This window comes from Acinetobacter sp. 226, assembly GCF_048147925.1.
In the GTDB taxonomy this organism is placed as follows: domain Bacteria; phylum Pseudomonadota; class Gammaproteobacteria; order Pseudomonadales; family Moraxellaceae; genus Acinetobacter; species Acinetobacter pecorum.
This window is the reverse complement of the sequence record NZ_JAYWYX010000023.1, coordinates 1-19,204: the sequence shown is the minus strand read 5'-3', so window position 1 is coordinate 19,204 and position 19,204 is coordinate 1. Positions and strand designations below refer to the sequence as shown.

The window sequence follows — 19,204 nt, the reverse complement described above, 5'->3', positions numbered from 1 at the left end:
TCAATCGGGCTATCACTCACCCTTTTTATAATTTTTAGTAAAATCAAAACATTAATTCTTTTATTTTGTTCAATTTATAATAAGTGTATTCAACAAATAAATTTAACCTGGCTGTACCAGTCTGCTATCACCGCCCAGTGCAAAATACAGGGAAATATAAGACTGCATTAAGGCACTTTGGGTTTCAATCCACTGCTGTTCTGCCGTCAGCAAACTTCGCTGTGCATCTAGCACATCGAGATAACCCACAGCACCATTATCATAGCGTAACTGTGCCAGTCGTGCTGTTTCCCGAAAAGCAGCCAGTCCCTGATCCTGTATTTGCAGTTGCTGGCTTAAATAGCGCTGATCAACCAAAGCATCAGCCACTTCCCGGAAGGCATTCTGTACAGTTTTTTCATAGTCAGCCACAGCAATATCCTGTCTCACCTCCGCCAAGATGACATTATTTTTTAACTGACCTGCGGTAAATATGGGCAAAGTGATACTGGGAGCAATCGACCATACTGAACTACCGGATTTGAACAGACCCTCCAGTTCTGTACTGGCTGTTCCAAAACTACCCGTGAGCGCAATACGCGGAAAAAACGCAGCACGGGCAGCCTGGATATTGGCATGCTGGGAATACAGTAAAGCTTCAGCAGCCCGAATATCTGGCCGGTTCAGCAGTAACTCCGACGGAAGTCCAGTCTGTAATATAGTTGGCTTAAAATTCAGCTGATCCAGGCCTAATCTTGGGACTTCTACAGGCTGGCCTATCAACTGGATCAAATAATTGGCTGTCATATCCTGGACATTTTGCAGCTGGGTTAGCAACGCCCGGCCATTACTGAGCAAGGTTTGTGCCTGCATATATTCTACTTTTGAACCTGCCCCAACCTCGTAACGCCGTTTAAAGATACGTACAGATTTTTCATAATTTTGCACAGAACCTTCGGCATAATAAATCCGTTTTTCTAGTTCAGCCAGGGTCAGATAGGTCTGAATCGACTGCTGAATAATACTGTTTCGTACCGCCAACTGATTATATTCAGAAGCAAAAAACTGCTGTAATGCTGCTTCATTCAGGCTGCGTATACGTCCCCACAAATCCAGTTCCCACTGGCTTATTCCCACACCTACCGTATACTGTTCTGTGGTTACAGCACGGCCCACAGGAGATAAATCTGCTGGTACCCTGCTGCGTTCATAACTACTGCTTCCCAATATACTCGGCCACAATTCTGAACGCTGAATACCGTAGGCAGCCTGGGCTTCACGAATCCGGAGTGCTGCAATTTTCAGGTCATAATTATAGGTCAGGGCAAGACGGGCAATTCTCACTAAAGTAGGATCACCGACATAATCAGACCACGGCAAAGCATGATATGTACCGCCCTGCTGAAATGGATAGTGTGCTGGCAAGACAGGCTCTGGTTTGATCAAAGGGGCTGTATTCTGACAGCCTGTCAATAGAGCTAAAATGGGAAGTATCGCCAGACTGCTATGTAGATAAAATCTGCAAAAAATATTCAGTTTCAACAATTGACCCTCCTGTCAGCTGAGCCTTTTCTAAAAATATGCATGACTGTCTGAGATAAATATCTGCTTAAGTCATCAGAAAAAGGTGGCGATATCGTTCGCCTACCCGGTCACATTGCTTTTAATTCTTTTGAATTTCTAGTCAGCATCATGACCTGATATCAGGACTTATCCGATATTATGCACTAAGTATTTATTTTATTTAGTTTTTATATTATTCTTTTAACCTGTTACAGGCTTAAAACCTGACTTCTGAATCAGGCCATTTCGTCTCCTTATTTCAAGGATTAAATATCTAACTTCTAACCATCATTATATGGGCAAGACTTTCTGCAATCTGCAACGTGTGTTTGCCTAGTGCAATCGTGTATTTCTACACAATACACGGTTCAGTCTAAGCTGCACATATCCCTCTCTGTATTCACGCATCTAATGTAGTAACAAATTGAAACTGGCTTTCATGGTAGAAGATTTAAGGTACCCTATCGCACTGTTACCCCTGAAAAAATCAATTAATTAGTCCAAGTATTCCTTTGATTCTAATAAATATATTATATAAATTTCACCCTAATGAGCTACTTTATCTATCTTAAACACTCTTCTTCATACATTTTGGAGGTGCGTATATGTAACGCTCATGTAACAGAATTTTGTCGTTCTCGCTCAAACTGAGCGGAACACAAGGGTAGAAATATGCGAATTAATTAACAAATTAGTTGTGCAATCTTTCATTAAATTTAATTTTTTTAAGAATCAATTTATCTGTAATTAAAAATAATAATTTCAATCACTTAAATTTTAAATTAAAGCCACTAATTAGTACTTTTACTCTATTTTGATGTTTTTTTGAACTGTCTATTCAAACTAGAGCATTTACTCTTATTTTATTTGTGGTATTTTTGGCACATGGAGTAACAAATGATTGCGGTTTAGTAACCAAACTCTCCAAAGAATTAAATTTAAGTGCAAACAACAACGCTAGATATAAATTTGTACCTCAAGGAAAGACGTAAATGAAATTAAAGACATTAACTACTGCAATGATTCTCGCGACTGTACCTATGACAGGTGCATTTGCTGCTGCAATGGATCGTTCGGGGCAATCTATCGCAGCGTTTTTACAGCCAGGTAATTACTTTGAAGCGGGTATTACTGTATTAGATCCTTCTGTATCTGGTACCACTTCTAACGCACCATCCCTAAACTCACCTACACTAGGTGTAGGTACCAATAAGGCAACAGGTGATATGGCGGGTGATTATCATTCTGTATCAGCTGCGTTGAAGCTCCAGTTAACAGACAACTTTTCTTTTGGTCTTATTTTTGATCAGCCATTTGGTGCTGAAGCAGACTATAAAGACCGCTCTGTTGCCTTTAATCCTACAGGTAATGATGGCACCCGGGCTGAAGTGACGACAGAAAATTTAAGTTTCGTGTTTGGTTTCCAGCCAACTGAAAACTGGAATATTTATGCAGGCCCAGTTTATCAAGAAGCTAAAGGTAATGTATCTTTACGTGGTACCGCTTATGGATTATTAACTGGATATGATGCCACCATGAAAAAAGATGGTGGTACAGGCTGGTTAGCAGGTCTGGCTTACCAAATTCCTGAAATTGCCTTGAAAGCATCTTTGACTTACCGTTCAGAAATCGAACACCAACTTGCTTCAAGAGAGAATGTTAATACAGTAGTACCAGGCTTCGGCATTCCTGGAGTATTACCTACTCAATTATTTGCTTATGCTCCTGGCAAAACTGATGTTACTACTCCTCAATCTGTTAACCTAGACCTACAATCAGGGATCATGGCTGACACGGTTGCCTTCTTAAATGTTCGATGGGTAAATTGGGATGGATTCGCAATTCGACCAACTCAATTCGGCCAAGCTTTAGATCAACTTGCTGCTGCGGGAAATGCTCTTCCTGCTTTACCAGCATTAGCTCCAACTAAAGCTCTCTTGACCTCGTTAGAGGGTGGGAATCTTGTTGAATATAATGAAGATCAATGGTCTGCTACAGCGGGCGTAGGCCGTAAATTCAATGCAAAATGGGCAGGTAATGTCTCTGTAGGCTGGGACTCTGGTGCAGGTAATCCTGTTACAACACTTGGTCCAACAGAAGGTTACTGGAATGTGGGTGTAGGGGTTCAGTTCTCTCCTGCTCCAAACTATTTCATTGCAGGCGGAATGAAATATTTCTGGCTGGGCGATGCTGATGCTCTGACTGTAGCAAATCCAAATGTAGGTAGCTTTAAAGACAATGACGCAATTGCTTATGGCTTGAAAATGGGTTACCGGTTCTAAGTTCTCATAAAATAAAAAACCACTTTCGGGTGGTTTTTTATGTTTGAATCCTAATTTTATACATTTGCATAGCATTTGTTTATTTTACCGCCAATCAATATTTTACTCACTTTCATTTCTATAGAAATTTTTATCTTTTTTATTTTGTTATTTTTCATCTATTTAATCTTAAAATTCTAGTATAAATACTCTAAGCAATCCCTATATTTAACCGCTCTAGTTCATTTCTCATGCGAACCTGAGTATTTACTCTTTTTAAATTTATGTTACTTTTCCTGCACATTTTTGTTACAGATGGCATCAGGGACCGTACCATGAAGCTCACTAAAATTTCTTCAGCTATTTTACTTAGCACTTTCTCCCTCTCAGCAGTTCAAGCAGCTGGCCTAGATCGTTCTGGTCAGTCAATTCATGCTTTTTTACAACCTGGTAATTATGCAGAAGCAGGTATTTCTGTTTTAGATCCAACGGTAAAAGGTAAGGATGTATTAAAAAATAATGTCGATGACATGGGTGAAGATTATTATTTTCCATCTGCAGCAATCAAAGTCCAAGCAACAGATCAAATATCTGTCGGTCTCCTATATGATCAGCCTTATGGTGCAGATGCCATCTACTCAACAGCTGCAAGCGTTTTCACAGATGGAGTTGAAGGTACTTCTGTAGAGGTAGATACAAATAACTTAACAGCATTGATCGGCTACCAACCTAATAAAAACTGGAACTTTTTTGCTGGTCCAGTCTGGCAAACCGTAGAAGCAGATATCCATTTACGTGGTGCTGCATATGGCAATACAGGCTACAACATCAAAGTCGAACAAAAAGAAGCATGGGGTTGGCTCGCTGGTTTTGCCTATCAAATTCCTGAAATCGCATTAAAAGCTTCTGTGGCTTATCGCTCTGAAATTAGCCACAATGCAACTGCTATACAATCATCAAAAATCACAGTGCCAAGCGGAATGTTACCGCATCTCCCAAATGGTATTGAATCTCATCGTACAGATGCAGTAAATGCAACTACTCCTCAATCTGTAAATATCGACTTACAGACAGGGATAGCTCAAAATACTTTAGCCTTTGTTAATATGCGCTGGGTACATTGGAGTGAATTTGCAGTTAAACCAACACTATTAGGGGATATCTCAATTATCAAGAACCCTAATGGCACGCGTCAGAATCTAATTGACTACTCAGATGACCAGTGGTCAGCAACTGTTGGTTTAGGTCATAAATTCAACAATAAATGGTCAGGTACTGCTGCTGTTGGCTATGATTCTGGTGCCGGCAACCCGGTCACTACACTTGGACCAACTGAAGGTTACTGGAGTGTAGGCGTGGGTGGTCAGTATAGCCCTGCTGAAAACTATTTCATTCAAGCCGGTGTGAAGTATTTCTGGCTTGGTGATGCACACGCACAAACTGGAGGCAATGTAGTAGGTGAATTTGAAGATAACCATGCTCTAGGTTATGGCATGAAGATCGGCTATCGCTTTTAATTACTGGATTCGATAAAGAAAGAGCGCTATAAGCGCTTTTTCTTTATTTCGGTTAACTTAAAATCTTAAGTCTTAAGCTGGAATATCACGGACAGATGCATTACGAATCGCTTCTTTCAAGGCATCATAACCACGAATTGGCGGGAATTGCGGAAATTCGGCAATAACGTTTTCAGGTGCGTCAAATAAGAAACCATGATCTGCTTCACCTAGCATCGTGGTATCGTTATAAGAATCTCCTGCTGCAATCACACGGAAGTTCAAGCCATGTAATGCTTTTACGGCTTGACGTTTTTGGTCCGGCTGACGAAGTTTATAAGCAGAGATCATTCCTGCTTCATCTGTTTCCAGTTTATGGCAGAAAATAGTTGGCCAATCCAGTTGTTTCATCAGTGGATGTGCAAATTCATAGAAGGTATCTGAAAGAATAATCAATTGAAAATGTGTGCTCACCCATTTCACAAATTCTTTTGCTCCTGGAAAAGGACCCATTTCTGCAATCACTTCCTGAATATCGTTCAAGCCTAAACCGTGCTGTTTTAAAATATTCAGACGTTGAGTCATCAGTACATCATAGTCAGGAATGTCACGAGTCGTCGCTTCAAGCTCTTTAATACCGGTTTTTTTTGCAAAGTTAATCCAGATTTCTGGAACCAACACGCCTTCTAAATCTAGACATACGACTTCCATGAACATCCCCTCTGAGTTGTATTGAAAAAATTTGCATTATGATAGCTGAAGAAACAGATTTTGCACCGTACTTTTTTAAATCTATTTTTTTCATAACTATTTATTTTTTAGTGATAAGTCTGGTTAATCAATTCTACTAAAATAGAGGTGAAATTAATTTATATAGGCCATGTCTTTTCCAAGCCTATATCGCCAGGACTCTCATGACCATTATTCCTACTATTGATCGTATCGATGCACTTGCTTCCGAATATGCAGACAAATCACCTAATGAAATTTTGGCACTTGCCCTGAGCCAGCAAGGTGAAATCGCGATTTCATTTTCTGGTGCCGAAGATGTGGTATTGATTGATATGGCCTCTCATCTGGGTAAACCGTTCCGGGTATTCAGTCTGGATACTGGCCGTTTACATGCAGAAACCTATCAGTTTATTGAAAAGGTTCGTCAGCATTATAATATTGATATTGAGATCTGTTTCCCGGAAACTGAGGCTATCCAGCAACTGACTACTGAAAAAGGCCTGTTCAGTTTTTACCGGGATGGTCACCAGGAATGTTGTGGAATCCGCAAAGTTCAGCCACTACGTAAAAAGCTGGCCACGTTGGACGGATGGATTACCGGTCAGCGTAAAGACCAAAGCCCGGGCACACGCAATGAAATTCCTGTAGTTCAGGCAGATCCAGGTTTTTCCGGTCCCGGAAAGCAGCTAATCAAATACAATCCTCTGGCAAACTGGTCCAGTGCTGATGTCTGGAGTTATATCCGCATGATGGAAGTGCCTTATAATGCCCTGCATGAAAAAGGTTTCGTTTCAATTGGCTGTGAACCCTGTACCCGCCCTGTCCTGCCAAATCAGCATGAACGTGAAGGTCGCTGGTGGTGGGAAGAGGCCACCCACAAAGAATGCGGGCTGCATGCCGGCAACTTGAAAAAGTGATCTAGCATAACCACCGACTCATCGGTGGTTTTTTTGTAAACGAAACATCTACAGAAAAATCAGTACCTTTCCACGACAAAACCGCTATACTTTGTAATGTCTATATTAATAATTCTAACAAGGTTGTTCGGATCAGAGCAGCTGAAGAAACTGCAGTGAGGCAATTTACGCTATGCGTCCATTACACCCGATTGATCTTATTTTCTTGACTTTAGAAAAACGACAGCAGCCTATGCATGTAGGTGGGCTATTTTTATTCCAGATTCCCGATAATGCACCCACTTCTTTTATTCAGAATCTGGTGAGGGATATTCAAAATTCAAAATCTACCCCTATTCCACCTTTTAACAACTATTTAAACGGATTATTTTGGGATGAAGACCAAGAGTTTGATTTAGATCATCATTTTCGTCATATTGCGCTGCCAAAACCGGGCCGTATCCGTGAACTGCTCACCTATATTTCACAAGAACATAGTGCCCTGATTGATCGCGCCAAACCTTTATGGACCTGCCATATCATTGAAGGTATTGAAGGTAACCGTTTTGCCATGTATTTCAAGATCCATCATGCCATGGTGGATGGAATTGCCGGCATGCGTCTGGTAGAAAAATCACTTTCATTTGACCCCCATGCCAAGAGTATTGTACCGCCGTGGTGTGTAGAAGGGCCACGTGCCAAACGCCTGAAAGCACCCAAAGTGAATGGCTTTAAAAATGTCTTGCAAGCCATTAAAGGACAATTGGAATGCGTGCCGCGAGTCGCTTATGAGCTGTCGCAAACCGTCATGAAAGATATGGGGCGTAATCCAGATTATGTGTCCAGCTTTCAGGCGCCAAGCTGTATTCTGAATCAACGCGTCAGTGCTTCTCGTCGTTTTGCCGCCCAGTCTTTTGAGTTTTCACGTTTACGCCATATTTCCAAGACATTAGGCGTGACCATTAATGACATTGTCCTCGCCATTTGCTCTGGGGCATTACGTGAATATTTATTATCACAAGATGCCCTGCCGAAAAAACCTTTAATTGCTATGGTTCCGGCTTCGCTGCGCAGTGATGATTCCGATATATCCAACCGTATTACCATGATTCTGGCCAATCTTGGTACCCATGAAGAAGACCCGCTGGAACGGCTCAAGATCGTACGTCGCAGTGTACTCAGTGCCAAAGAACGCTTTAAACGTATGAATGCCAATCAGATTCTAAACTATAGTGCCTTTGTTTATGGTGCAGCAGGTCTAAATATTGCATCCGGTTTAATGCCGACACGTCAGGCTTTTAACGTGATTATTTCCAATGTGCCAGGACCGCAAGAACCACTTTACTGGAATGGTGCACGCCTTGAAGCGCTGTATCCTGCCTCCATTGTGCTCGATGGCCAAGCTCTCAATATCACCATGACCAGCTATTTAGACAAACTGGAAGTTGGCTTGACCGCATGTCGGAATGCCTTGCCGAAAATGCAGAATTTGCTGACGCATCTTGAAGAAGAAATTCAACGATTTGAATTCATTATACAGGGCGAACCCGCCCCAAAGTTACAGGCGGTGAGCTAACCGCAGATGAATAAATAAAATAGCCAGGCTGACAAAGGGAATGATAATTTTTGCCAGTCCTTGCCAAAGAATAAAGGGACCAGATTGGTCCCTTTTCTTTATTTTTTAAATCTTTTTGATTTTTTTAGAATTTTTGGAGGATTTTCCTAGGTAGAAGAAAATCTCTTCAAATGATTTTTGCCCGCTTAGAAACCCGAAACCAAGGTCATCAGCTTTTAATGGTACGGCACTGTTGCAGTAATTGATGACAGGCATTACGAATCATACTCGCGGTAATCTGAACTTCATTACCGCGTTCATCTACGATATAGCCTGCATGTACAGTCTTTGGTTCTAATACGTGTTTTAGGCCTTTATTGATTACTGCTTTACTCATATTCATCACACACTCCTTTTGCTAAGCCTGAAACTGGGAGAAACGGCTTTGGCTAATTCATGCATCTAGTATTGTAAATAAAGGCCCCATTGTAAAATTTCAGATGTAACAAGTGTTTAACGATATTCTGTTACAATTTCAGCTGAGAATGATATCGTATTGCTCTTGCGTATAGAGATTTTCCACCTGGAACTTAATCACGCGATTAATAAAATGCTCCAGATCAGCAACAGCCGGCGCTTCCACTGTTAACAAGCGATCAATAACAGCTGGATGCGCGACAACAGTAAAGCCACTCTGTGACTCATAAGCACGGGCATAGCGTAGAATTTCCCTGAATATTTCGTAACATACTGACTCGGCTGTTTTGACATACCCCCTCCCCTGACAAGTCGGACAAGACTCACACAGCAGATGCTCCAGCGATTCACGGGTCCGTTTCCGGGTCATTTCCACCAGGCCCAGTTCTGACACCTGAGTAATCTTGGTTTTGGCATGGTCACGTTCCAGCATACGTTCAAACTGTTTCATCACTTCTTCACGATGCTGCGCTTCCTGCATGTCAATAAAATCAATGATGATAATGCCACCGAGATTACGCAAACGTAACTGACGTGCGATAACCTGCGTTGCTTCCATATTGGTTTTAAAGACAGTGTCTTCCAGCGAACGGCCACCAACATAAGAGCCGGTATTGACATCAATCGTAGCCATGGCTTCAGTCTGGTCAATCATCAGATAACCGCCAGACTTCAATGCGACACGAGTTTGCAATGCCTTCTGCAGATCTTCTTCGACATTATACAAGTCAAAAATAGGCCGCTCCCCCGGATAATGCAGCAAACGGTCTTTCATGTTCGGAACGAATTCTTCGACAAATTCCTGCAACTTGGCATGAATCTCTCGTGAATCTACATAAATTTTGGCCGTTTCTTCATTAGCCAGATCCCGAATGACGCGTTGCGGTAAAGGCAATTCTTCAAAAATCAAAGAAGGTACCGCAATAATCTTTTGCTTGCGCTGGATGTATTCCCAGAGTTTGGCCAGATAAGCCATATCCTGCGCGATGGCTTCTTCTTCAATCCCTTCTGCCGCAGTACGCACAATCACTGAGCCCGGCAGCTTGTGCTCCACCTGAATCCGCTCAATGATAGAACGCAAACGATTACGCTCTTCTTCGGATTCAATCCGTTGCGATACCCCAATATGATTGCCATATGGCATCAAGACCAAATAGCGTGAAGGAATAGACAGGTCAGTAGACAGGCGTGCGCCTTTGGTACCGAGCATATCCTTCATGACCTGAACAGTGAGGGTCTGTCCCGGTTGCAGTAGCTCAAAAACATTCGGGGTTGGCTGATTGCGTGGCCAGACCATATCATTGATATGCAAAAATGCAGTACGCGAGAGTCCGATATCTACGAAAGCGGCCTGCATCCCGGGTAAAACCCGCACCACTTTTCCTTTATAGACATTTCCTACCAGACCACGCTTGGCGGTACGCTCGACAAACAGTTCATTGACCGTGCCGTTTTCAATTAACGCGACCCGACATTCCATCGGTGTGACGTTAATCAACAACTCGTCAGACATAAATACACTCAAAACATTATAAGAATTCTTTTTCAGCAGTTAATTTAGTGCCTTAACCGTCTGTAATAACTGTACTGTTTCATATAAGGGCAAGCCCACCACATTGGAATAACTGCCCTGTATTTTTGGAATATAACGTGCAGCAATTCCTTGAATTGCATAAGCCCCGGCTTTACCCAAAGGCTCACCTGTCGCCCAGTAACTTTCCATATCTGCAGCGCTCAGGATTTGAAATTCGACCTGTGTACGCACCACTATACTGTATTTTTCACACTTTGTACGAACACAGACGCCACTATACACATCATGCCATCGACCAGAGATTTTTGTCCATATTTCAATCGCATGTTCTTTAGATTCAGGTTTGCCCAGAATCTCCTGATCGACCCCTAAACTGGTATCCGCAGCAATAATGATGGCATCCGGATAGCGTTCGGCCACGGCATCCGCTTTGGCTCGTGCCAGACGCTCGACATAAGCAGCGACTGTCTCGCCCTCTTGTACCGATTCGTCAATTTCTGGACTATAAATATCAAATTGTAGCCCGAGTTGCTGTAACAACTCGCGACGTCGTGGTGAGCTGGAAGCTAGAACTATATGCGCCATTTTTTCAGCATATAATAAATTACTGGCCAGACCAGAATACTGGTGAGCATCGGAATCCAGTGCCGTGCAAAAGAAAATTGCATCCCGGCCATAATCTGGGCAAAAAAGATTATCAGCAAATACGCCACAATCGCCAGCCCCATAATCACCCAGAGATTATTGAAGGTCAGGATACGGCGTTCGCGGGTCAGAAAACGGGCTAAAAAGGCGATAATGATAAAGCTGAGTGCATTCAGACCCAAGGGGGCATCTAGCAGCAAATCCATAAAAATACCGGTGCCGAAGGCAAACCAGATTCCGCACCAGGTTGGCTGGCACAGCACCCAGAATAGCATGATCATCAGCATGAACAGCGGACGCCAGCCCGAGAGATTATAGGAAAGTGGATAGACCATTAAAATGGAAGCTACAATCACCGAAATGACAATAGCCATTAAAGGATCACGATGCTTTCTAGACTTCATCCTAGCGATTGACATGCGGTTGCTCCATCGCTAATGAATCGGAAAATAACACCACCACGTGATGTCCACCGGCCAGCTGGGCGGCAGGTGTGACATCAATCTGGGCAAACTCTCCGGAATTATGCCGTTGTACTTTAGACACCTGCCCCACCAGATAACCTGCCGGAAAATGTTGTCCCAAGCCCGAACTATAGACTTTTTCACCGACCTTGATATTGGCACTGGTCGGCACATATTCCATTTTCAAACGTCCCAGATCACCTGTGCCCGAGACAATGGCACGCATGCCCGTACGTTCCAGACGCACTGACAGTGAATGCTCTTTATCAGACAGCAGCATGACCCGGCTACTATGAGGATAGACATTGATAATCTGTCCCATGATACCCTTGTCGTCCAGTACCGTTTGCCCGACTTTTAGCTGGCTTTTAGCACCCCGGTTGATCACGATAATATGCCGCAATGGATCGGCATCGGTGCCAATCACTTCCGCAATTTCGATACGTCCATCAATGATTAGCGGTGTGTCCAATAGACCGCGCAAACGGGTATTTTCGGCAGAAAGTTCAGAGATTTTTTGTAAGCGTACCTGTGCCTGTAACAGCTCGGCCTGCATCGCGGTATTTTCCCGGCGCAACTGAGCTTCAGACTTGGTTTGTTGATTTAACCACTCTCGCGACAATACCGGATAACTGGCCACCGCATAAATAGGATTATAAGCAGCGTACAAGACATCCCTTGCAGGTTGAACAACATGTGGCATGCGCCAATCAAAGAAAAGCACCACCAGGCATGTCACCAATGCAATGATAAAAGAGCGAAAAGATGGCGGTTGTCGAGAAAACAGATGTGCTTGCACCCGCCGGATCCTTTTCTTAGCCTACGAATAACATGTCATGATTTGGGTTGTCGAAAAATTCGAGGACCTTGCCGCCACCGCGTGTCACACAAGACAGTGGATCTTCTGCAACCACAACAGGCAAACCGGTTTCTTTAGCCAGCAGCTTGTCCAGGTTACGCAGCAATGCACCACCACCGGTTAACACGATACCGCGTTCGGCAATGTCCGAAGAAAGCTCAGGAGGCGTGTGTTCTAGTGCCGATTTCACCGCAGCAACGATATTTTGCAATGGATCAGAAATGGCTTGGGTAACTTCGTCAGAATTAACCACGATTGCGCGAGGCACACCTTCTGCGAGGTTACGGCCACGAACTTCAATTTCAAGCGGTTTAGCGCCTTCATCTGGCAACGCCATACCCACTTCTTTTTTGATCACTTCAGCCGTGGTTTCGCCGATCACACAGCCATGCGCTTTACGCACATAGTTAATGATCTGCTCATCAAATACATCACCGCCAATACGTAAAGAATCGGCATAAACACAACCCTGCAGCGAGATAATTGCAATTTCAGTGGTACCACCGCCCACATCAACCACCATCGAACCACAAGCCTGCTCGACTGGCATCCCTGCACCAATCGCTGCTGCCATTGGCTCTTCGATTAAACGCACATCACGTGCGCCCGCATTAAACACGGCTTCACGAATGGCACGGCGCTCAACCAGGGTCGATTTACATGGCACACAGACCACGACACGCGGTGCCGGAGTAAATAAACGGTTTTCATGTACTTTGCGAATGAACTGATTCAGCATGGTCTCAGTGACTTCAAAATCCGCAATCACACCGTCTTTCATCGGACGGATCGCCGAGATATTGGCTGGGGTACGACCTAGCATTTGCTTCGCTTCAAGACCGACTGCCGCAACAATTTTATGTGAACCACTATGACGGATGGCTACAACCGTCGGTTCATTTAATATAATGCCTCGTCCTGGCGCATAAATAAGTGTATTTGCTGTACCTAAATCAATGGCAAGATCGGGCGAAAACAAGCCTATTAGTCGTTTTAGAATCACGGGGACGTTCTCAGTTAAACTTTATATGGACGCAAGGTGGCCACTTTAACTAAATGTGATGATTTGGACAAGTCAATCGCTTATCATAACGCATGATAATTTGAATTTTTTTAATACTGATTAGGTAATATTATGTCTACATCGGATGCACAGCATTCTGCAGATTTAAGTGCAGAAACAGTTTCAGCTATTGCCAACCTTGCACGGTTATCTCTCAATGATACGCAATCTGCTGAATATGCTCAAAGTTTAAATAAAATTTTAGGCATGATGGAAACCCTGAAAGGCATCAATACCGATGGTGTTGAACCCCTGAAAAGCCCTTTCGACCACCCTCAGCCGCTACGTGATGATGTGGTTACCGAAACCAATCATCGTGAACAATACCAAGCAGTTGCACCAGCTGTTCAGGATGGCTTGTACCTCGTACCGCGCGTGATTGAGTAATTACTACCCAGTTCATTCTTTTTATTAAATTAAACGTAAAGAATTATTTCTCATGACAGATTTACACCGCTTATCCATTCGTGAACTTAGTGAAGGTCTGGCAAATGCCCAGTTTTCATCTCGCGAATTGACTGAACACTACTTAAAGCGCATTGCAAAAATTGATGCACAGGTCAAGGCTTATGTGACAGTAACTGCTGAACAGGCGTTGGCTGAAGCTGATGCTGCCGATGCTGCAATCAAAGCTGGCAATGCCTCTGCCCTGACTGGTGTGCCAGTTGCCCACAAAGACATTTTCTGTACCCAGGGCATCAAGACCACTGCCGGTTCTAAAATGCTGGACAATTTTATCTCTCCTTACGATGCAACCGTAGTAGCGAAAGGCAAAGCTGCGGGCCTGGTCACTTTAGGTAAAGTGAACATGGACGAATTCGCGATGGGTTCGACCTCTGAGAACTCATATTACGGCGCAACGGCTAACCCTTGGAACTTGGGTCATGTCCCTGGCGGTTCTTCTGGTGGCTCTGCAGCAGCTGTGGCAGCGGATTTAGCACCATTTGCAACTGGTACTGATACTGGTGGTTCTATTCGCCAACCTGCGTCATTCTGTGGCCTCACCGGCCTTAAACCGACCTATGGCCGTGTATCGCGTTTCGGTATGATTGCTTATGCATCATCACTGGATCAAGGCGGTCCGATGGCGCGTTCGGCAGAAGACTGTGCTTACCTGATGAACGTAATGGCAGGTCATGATGCCAAAGATTCAACCTCAATGGACAAAGACGTTGATGACTATGTGGCAAATCTGAATGCTACATCTGTAAAAGGTTTGCGCATCGGTATTCCAAAGCAATACTTCAATGTGGAAGGTCTGGATGCAGACGTAAAAGCACGGGTTGAAGAATCCTTAAAAAAACTGGAAGACATGGGCGCAATTCTGGTTGAGATTGATCTCGATATGACAGAAAGCTATGTGCCGACTTACTATCTGATCGCGCCTGCTGAAGCCTCTTCGAATCTGTCACGTTATGACGGCGTGCGTTATGGCTACCGTGCAGAAAACCCGGTGGACCTGATGGACCTGTACAAGCGTTCACGTTCAGAAGGATTTGGTGCAGAAGTGCAACGCCGTATCCTGATTGGTACGTATGCCCTGTCTGCAGGTTATTACGATGCTTACTATGTAAAAGCACAGAAAGTACGCCGCCTGATCCAGCAAGATTTCCTCAAAGCATTTGAATCTGTCGATGTCATCGCAGCACCTTCTGCGCCAACGACTGCCTATAAAATTGGTGCGGATTTAACGCCAGTTGAAATGTACCTGGGCGATATTTATACGCTTGCGGTAAACCTGGCAGGTCTTCCTGCGATTAACGCGCCTGTCGGTTTTGACCAGAACAACTTGCCAGTTGGTTTACAGCTGATTGGGAATTACTGGTCAGAATCGCAATTGTTGTCTGTGGTACACCAGTATCAACAGGCCACCGATTGGCATACAAAACGCGCTGCAATTGCTGAGGAGAACGCATAATGGCTCAAGCTCAAAAATCGGCTAAACCAAAATCCAACCTGATTGATGGTTGGGAAGTCGTTATTGGTATCGAGATTCACACTCAGCTTGCCACCAATACCAAAATTTTCTCGGGCTCATCGACTGTATTCGGTAATGATCCAAACACCCAAGCCAGCCTGGTTGATTTAGCCATGCCGGGCGTATTGCCGGTATTGAACAAAGAAGTGGTTGATCTTGCGATTCGCTTTGGTCTGGGTATCGATGCTTACATCGACCAGGCGTCTGTGTTTGCACGTAAAAACTACTTCTATCCGGACTCTCCAAAAGGCTACCAGATTAGCCAGATGGACAACCCGATTGTGGGCTTGGGTCATATCGACATCCAGCTTGAAGATGGCACGGTTAAACGCATTGGCGTAACCCGTGCGCATCTCGAAGAAGATGCGGGTAAATCGATTCATGACCAGTTTGAAGGCATGTCTGGTATCGATTTAAACCGTGCCGGTACGCCACTACTTGAAATTGTTTCTGAACCAGATATGCGTTCGGTTGAAGAAGCGGTTGCTTATATCAAGGCGATTCACACATTTGTGCGCTGGTTAGGTATTTCCGACGGTAACATGGCGGAAGGTTCGTTCCGTTGTGACTGTAACGTGTCTTTACGTCGTCCGGGTCAACCCTTCGGTACACGTTGTGAATTGAAAAACCTGAACTCATTCCGTTTCATTGAACAGGCGATCAATGTTGAAATTGAGCGTCAGATGGAAATTCTGGACTGGGATGGCACCATTGATCAGGAAACGCGTCTGTTCGACCCTGTAAAGATGGAAACGCGTTCAATGCGTTCTAAAGAAGAAGCGAACGATTACCGCTACTTCCCTGACCCAGACTTGTTGCCTGTGGTGATTGCTGATGAGCAAATCGAAGCCATTAAAGCAACCATGCCTGAGCTTCCTGCTGCACGCCGTGCACGTTTCGTGGCGGACTTTGGTGTGACTGAGTACGATGCTCACGTTCTTACATTGACTCGTGAAATGTCAGAGTTTTATGAAGATGTTGTTAAAGCTGCTGGCGGTGCTGCACAAGGTAAGATTGCGGCAAACTGGGTAATGGGCGAATTCTCTGGTGCTTTAAATAAAGCCGGCTTAGACCTTGCTGACTCTCCTGTGTCGAGTGAAAAACTTGGCGGCATGATCGCGCGTATTGTCGACAACACCATTAGCGGCAAGATTGCAAAACAAGTGTTCGGCTTTATGTGGGAAGAAGGCAAAACTGCAGACGAGATTATTGCTGAAAAAGGCTTGAAACAGGAAACTGATACAGGTGCAATTGAAGCGATTATTAAAGACGTGCTTGCTGCGAATGAGAAAATGGTTGAAGAGTATAAATCTGGTAAAGAGAAAGCTTTCAACGGTCTAGTTGGTCAAGTGATGAAAGCGTCTAAGGGTAAAGCGAACCCTGCTCAAGTAAATGAATTGATGAAGAAATTGATTGGCTAATTTAATCAGTTTTGAAAAAAAACCCGCTTTAAAGCGGGTTTTCTTTAAAATATGAAAAATTTGAAAAATTAGATAACATTTTATATAAAGCTACTTTCCAATGATTTACACCATAGCCCTGTACAATCAACTTTTGAGATCTTTTACTAAAATGCAAAGCTAAAGCTTGATCAGTTAACTCACCAAGCTCCTCAGGATCATTTAAATCGTAAATTAACTCTGTATTAAAAAAATTTTGTGCATCAAAAGTGATATTGTCGTTAATCTTAAGTTTTTCAAAAGTTTTTTTAATTCGCTGAATATCTATAGGACATTCAGCTAAGTCTTTGACGAAATATTCGAACACATAGATATATTTTTTTTCATCCTTAAGTTCCACTCTTTCAGCAATTTTTACATCTAACCAACTAATATTATCTATAACATCAAAATATGGGTGCACTAAAACCGGTTCTGTCCTGCTAGGACTATAAGCAAGTTTATTGTCATTGCACTCTTCACATGCAGGAACTAAATTGATTGGATTTACTGCTAAGAAGATATATTTACTTTCCGGTAGAAAATGATCCACAACCTCAATTTTGTTATTATTACAATAGCAACACCTTTTACTATTATTATTAACAACCCCATCAAGTTTTATGCGGTTATAAAATTGATTAGCATCTACATATTTTTGTTCATTTTTACTGAAATAATATTTATATAATTTTACAAACCAATTATTTTCATGAGTTTTATTTCTTTTACCATTAGCATCTCTAGGTATATTAAATATAGTTAGTATATCTAATTCTTCTAATTTAGATTGATGAATTAAGTCTAAATATTTTTCACTTTGAGAATAAACATGGTCTTGCATATCAGCCATATATTGCTTAATACCTGCATCGTCAATATAGTTGATACATACAGGATAAGTGTCTTGAATAGTAAAATCAGGTAATGGCTTCTTGAACATTAAACTTTCTCTTTTTTAATTTTATTAATAAGTGAAATTATTATGCTTTGTGCCTCATCTCCTACTTCACCATTAAATTTCTCAACTACCAAATCATAGAGCTGACTTAAGTTTAAATTTGAATGTTCATCAAAGACTTTTTTTGTAATATCTTCAAGTAATGTATAGAAACCACTTTTCTTGCTTCTGAGATTAAAAACCTCTTTAGTCAAAGTGCTAACACTTTCACCAAATGTTTCAATGGGAGGACGATCAGCTCCAAACTCATCACCCTCTCTTGAAATAATCCAGACTGATTTTTTTGGAACTTCTTGTAAAATCACAGGAGAATGTGTTGCAATAACCGCTACTGCATTTCTATCTATCATTAACCATGACAAAGCACGAATATAGGCAGAAATTAGAGGAGGATGTAAATATGTCTCTGGCTCATCATAAATTACTAATGATTTCTCGATTACTTCAACAACTAGCTTTGTTAAACTCAACAAAATAATTTTATGACCACTACTAAAATCATTAAATTTTTTTATCAATTTCTGGTTTTTTTCTAAGATGTCCTCTACTTCAGAAGCAGTTAAATTATTAATATTAAAATTCTCTTTCTTCAGAATAGATGTATCAACATCATCCATAAGTTTTGATAAGTTTCTATTAGCAAAATAACCATCAATTTCAAGAATCTCTATCAAATTCAACCACTTTTTCCTCAGAATCTCTGAAAATTTACACTTTAATAGCGCAATAATAAAATCCTTGTTAGTACTAGTAATATTCTTATAATTTTCTGTTTTATGGACCGTTGGATCTTCTCTTAAACCTATATAAGAATAATACTTTGAATGAATCTTATGCTGATCAATATCTTTAAACAATCTATCAAAGGGACTATATGAAACTACTACTAAATTCAATAATACGTCTAAATTAGAACGGTATGTTATTGAATACTCACTATTTCCTTCGAAGTATTCTCTTAAGATAGTATTTAAAAAAGTTGTCTTTCCTACTCCATTTCCACCGATAACAACATGAATATTTGTAGGTGGCAGTGAGTTAGGCACTACTTTGAAATCTAATTTTTTAGATTTTTCTTTGTTCAAAGAATAATTAAAACTAAAATTATATGGTGTTAATTCAACTCCCCCATTTGCCATTCTATGAAGCTTATTTCTAATTTCTTCTTCTTTATAGTCCCTCAATAGAGAAGTTCTCACCACACTCAAATCTTTACTTAAAACTTGGCAGAGTAAAACTTGAAGTGCGACATAAACCACCTAATTAATTTAAAGGGTTTATGGAGTATATAAAATTGTCATA

17 protein-coding genes are annotated in these 19,204 nt (G+C 42.1%); 7 read left to right on the top strand and 10 right to left on the bottom strand.

All coding sequences use genetic code 11. The features are described from left to right. Positions 1-102 precede the first annotated feature (102 nt). Complete coding sequence (locus tag VXP95_RS11595) at positions 103-1,452, bottom strand: efflux transporter outer membrane subunit (protein WP_416712086.1); 1,350 nt, start codon at positions 1,450-1,452, stop codon at positions 103-105. A gap of 1,082 nt (positions 1,453-2,534) precedes the next feature. Between VXP95_RS11595 and VXP95_RS11590 the strand changes: the two genes are divergently transcribed. Further along, on the top strand, positions 2,535-3,824 hold the full coding sequence (locus VXP95_RS11590) for an OmpP1/FadL family transporter (RefSeq protein WP_416681741.1): 1,290 nt from the start codon (positions 2,535-2,537) through the stop codon (positions 3,822-3,824). Positions 3,825-4,138: 314 nt separating this feature from the next. After that, positions 4,139-5,320 (top strand): OmpP1/FadL family transporter, encoded by a 1,182-nt coding sequence (locus VXP95_RS11585; protein ID WP_416681743.1) that lies wholly within the window; start codon positions 4,139-4,141, stop codon positions 5,318-5,320. A gap of 72 nt (positions 5,321-5,392) precedes the next feature. Here VXP95_RS11585 and thrH read toward each other — a convergent pair whose 3' ends face one another. Beyond that, positions 5,393-6,010: a bifunctional phosphoserine phosphatase/homoserine phosphotransferase ThrH gene (gene thrH / locus VXP95_RS11580; RefSeq protein ID WP_004646225.1), complete on the bottom strand. Its 618-nt coding sequence runs from the start codon at positions 6,008-6,010 to the stop codon at positions 5,393-5,395. 203 nt (positions 6,011-6,213) lie between these two features. Here thrH and VXP95_RS11575 point away from each other — a divergent pair, with 203 nt between their 5' ends. Further along, a complete protein-coding gene (locus VXP95_RS11575; protein WP_064101588.1) occupies positions 6,214-6,948 on the top strand; it encodes a phosphoadenylyl-sulfate reductase in 735 nt (244 codons plus the stop codon). A 172-nt stretch (positions 6,949-7,120) separates the two neighbouring features. Then, positions 7,121-8,503, top strand: coding sequence for a WS/DGAT/MGAT family O-acyltransferase (locus tag VXP95_RS11570; protein WP_416712065.1), 1,383 nt, complete (start codon positions 7,121-7,123; stop codon positions 8,501-8,503). Between the two features lie 208 nt (positions 8,504-8,711). On the opposite strand, the gene VXP95_RS11565 is transcribed toward VXP95_RS11570, so the two are convergent. The 6 genes from VXP95_RS11565 to VXP95_RS11540 all read right to left on the bottom strand — a co-directional run bounded on the left by VXP95_RS11565 (position 8,712) and on the right by VXP95_RS11540 (position 13,464). Beyond that, positions 8,712-8,885 (bottom strand): PA1571 family protein, encoded by a 174-nt coding sequence (locus VXP95_RS11565; protein ID WP_005096185.1) that lies wholly within the window; start codon positions 8,883-8,885, stop codon positions 8,712-8,714. A gap of 132 nt (positions 8,886-9,017) precedes the next feature. Continuing rightward, positions 9,018-10,472, bottom strand: a complete 1,455-nt coding sequence (gene rng, locus VXP95_RS11560) for a ribonuclease G (RefSeq protein WP_064095710.1) — start codon at positions 10,470-10,472, stop codon at positions 9,018-9,020. A 39-nt stretch (positions 10,473-10,511) separates the two neighbouring features. Then, entirely contained in the window at positions 10,512-11,078 is a 567-nt protein-coding gene (locus VXP95_RS11555) for a Maf-like protein (RefSeq protein WP_144724652.1), read from the bottom strand. Next, positions 11,066-11,557 (bottom strand): rod shape-determining protein MreD, encoded by a 492-nt coding sequence (gene mreD / locus VXP95_RS11550; protein ID WP_064101591.1) that lies wholly within the window; start codon positions 11,555-11,557, stop codon positions 11,066-11,068. Before mreD ends, VXP95_RS11555 begins: the two co-directional genes overlap by 13 nt. Beyond that, the gene (gene mreC / locus VXP95_RS11545) at positions 11,544-12,401 is read right to left on the bottom strand and encodes a rod shape-determining protein MreC (RefSeq protein WP_064101592.1); all 858 of its coding nucleotides are present in this window, start codon (positions 12,399-12,401) and stop codon (positions 11,544-11,546) included. Before mreC ends, mreD begins: the two co-directional genes overlap by 14 nt. Before the next feature lie 16 nt (positions 12,402-12,417). Beyond that, the gene (locus tag VXP95_RS11540; RefSeq protein WP_064095714.1) at positions 12,418-13,464 is read right to left on the bottom strand and encodes a rod shape-determining protein; all 1,047 of its coding nucleotides are present in this window, start codon (positions 13,462-13,464) and stop codon (positions 12,418-12,420) included. Positions 13,465-13,596: 132 nt separating this feature from the next. On the opposite strand from VXP95_RS11540, the gene gatC reads away from it, so the two are divergent. Genes gatC through gatB form a run of 3 tightly spaced genes read left to right on the top strand, consistent with a single transcriptional unit; the run spans position 13,597 to position 16,923 of the window. After that, positions 13,597-13,911, top strand: coding sequence for an Asp-tRNA(Asn)/Glu-tRNA(Gln) amidotransferase subunit GatC (gatC, locus tag VXP95_RS11535; RefSeq protein ID WP_064095715.1), 315 nt, complete (start codon positions 13,597-13,599; stop codon positions 13,909-13,911). Positions 13,912-13,963: 52 nt separating this feature from the next. Next, a complete protein-coding gene (gatA, locus tag VXP95_RS11530; protein ID WP_416681748.1) occupies positions 13,964-15,442 on the top strand; it encodes an Asp-tRNA(Asn)/Glu-tRNA(Gln) amidotransferase subunit GatA in 1,479 nt (492 codons plus the stop codon). Next, the gene (gene gatB, locus VXP95_RS11525) at positions 15,442-16,923 is read left to right on the top strand and encodes an Asp-tRNA(Asn)/Glu-tRNA(Gln) amidotransferase subunit GatB (protein WP_416712064.1); all 1,482 of its coding nucleotides are present in this window, start codon (positions 15,442-15,444) and stop codon (positions 16,921-16,923) included. The genes gatA and gatB overlap by 1 nt, the downstream gene beginning before the upstream one ends. Positions 16,924-16,951: 28 nt before the next feature. Here the strand turns inward: gatB and VXP95_RS11520 are convergent, their stop codons facing one another. Then, entirely contained in the window at positions 16,952-17,884 is a 933-nt protein-coding gene (locus VXP95_RS11520; RefSeq protein ID WP_416712063.1) for an HNH endonuclease, read from the bottom strand. Further along, positions 17,884-19,161, bottom strand: a complete 1,278-nt coding sequence (locus VXP95_RS11515) for an AAA family ATPase (RefSeq protein WP_416712061.1) — start codon at positions 19,159-19,161, stop codon at positions 17,884-17,886. The genes VXP95_RS11520 and VXP95_RS11515 overlap by 1 nt, the downstream gene beginning before the upstream one ends. Positions 19,162-19,204: the final 43 nt, after the last annotated feature.

Excerpts from the sequence above, each read along its gene's own strand:
- VXP95_RS11590 (WP_416681741.1), top strand. The coding sequence starts at position 2,535 with ATGAAATTAAAGACATTAACTACTGCAATGATTCTCGCGACTGTACCT.
- VXP95_RS11570 (WP_416712065.1), top strand. The coding sequence starts at position 7,121 with ATGCGTCCATTACACCCGATTGATCTTATTTTCTTGACTTTAGAAAAA.
- VXP95_RS11575 (WP_064101588.1), top strand. The coding sequence starts at position 6,214 with ATGACCATTATTCCTACTATTGATCGTATCGATGCACTTGCTTCCGAA.
- VXP95_RS11520 (WP_416712063.1), bottom strand. The coding sequence starts at position 17,884 with ATGTTCAAGAAGCCATTACCTGATTTTACTATTCAAGACACTTATCCT.
- VXP95_RS11565 (WP_005096185.1), bottom strand. The coding sequence starts at position 8,885 with ATGAATATGAGTAAAGCAGTAATCAATAAAGGCCTAAAACACGTATTA.
- rng (WP_064095710.1), bottom strand. The coding sequence starts at position 10,472 with ATGTCTGACGAGTTGTTGATTAACGTCACACCGATGGAATGTCGGGTC.
- gatA (WP_416681748.1), top strand. The coding sequence starts at position 13,964 with ATGACAGATTTACACCGCTTATCCATTCGTGAACTTAGTGAAGGTCTG.
- mreD (WP_064101591.1), bottom strand. The coding sequence starts at position 11,557 with ATGTCAATCGCTAGGATGAAGTCTAGAAAGCATCGTGATCCTTTAATG.
- gatB (WP_416712064.1), top strand. The coding sequence starts at position 15,442 with ATGGCTCAAGCTCAAAAATCGGCTAAACCAAAATCCAACCTGATTGAT.
- VXP95_RS11585 (WP_416681743.1), top strand. The coding sequence starts at position 4,139 with ATGAAGCTCACTAAAATTTCTTCAGCTATTTTACTTAGCACTTTCTCC.
- thrH (WP_004646225.1), bottom strand. The coding sequence starts at position 6,010 with ATGGAAGTCGTATGTCTAGATTTAGAAGGCGTGTTGGTTCCAGAAATC.
- VXP95_RS11555 (WP_144724652.1), bottom strand. The coding sequence starts at position 11,078 with ATGGCGCATATAGTTCTAGCTTCCAGCTCACCACGACGTCGCGAGTTG.
- gatC (WP_064095715.1), top strand. The coding sequence starts at position 13,597 with ATGTCTACATCGGATGCACAGCATTCTGCAGATTTAAGTGCAGAAACA.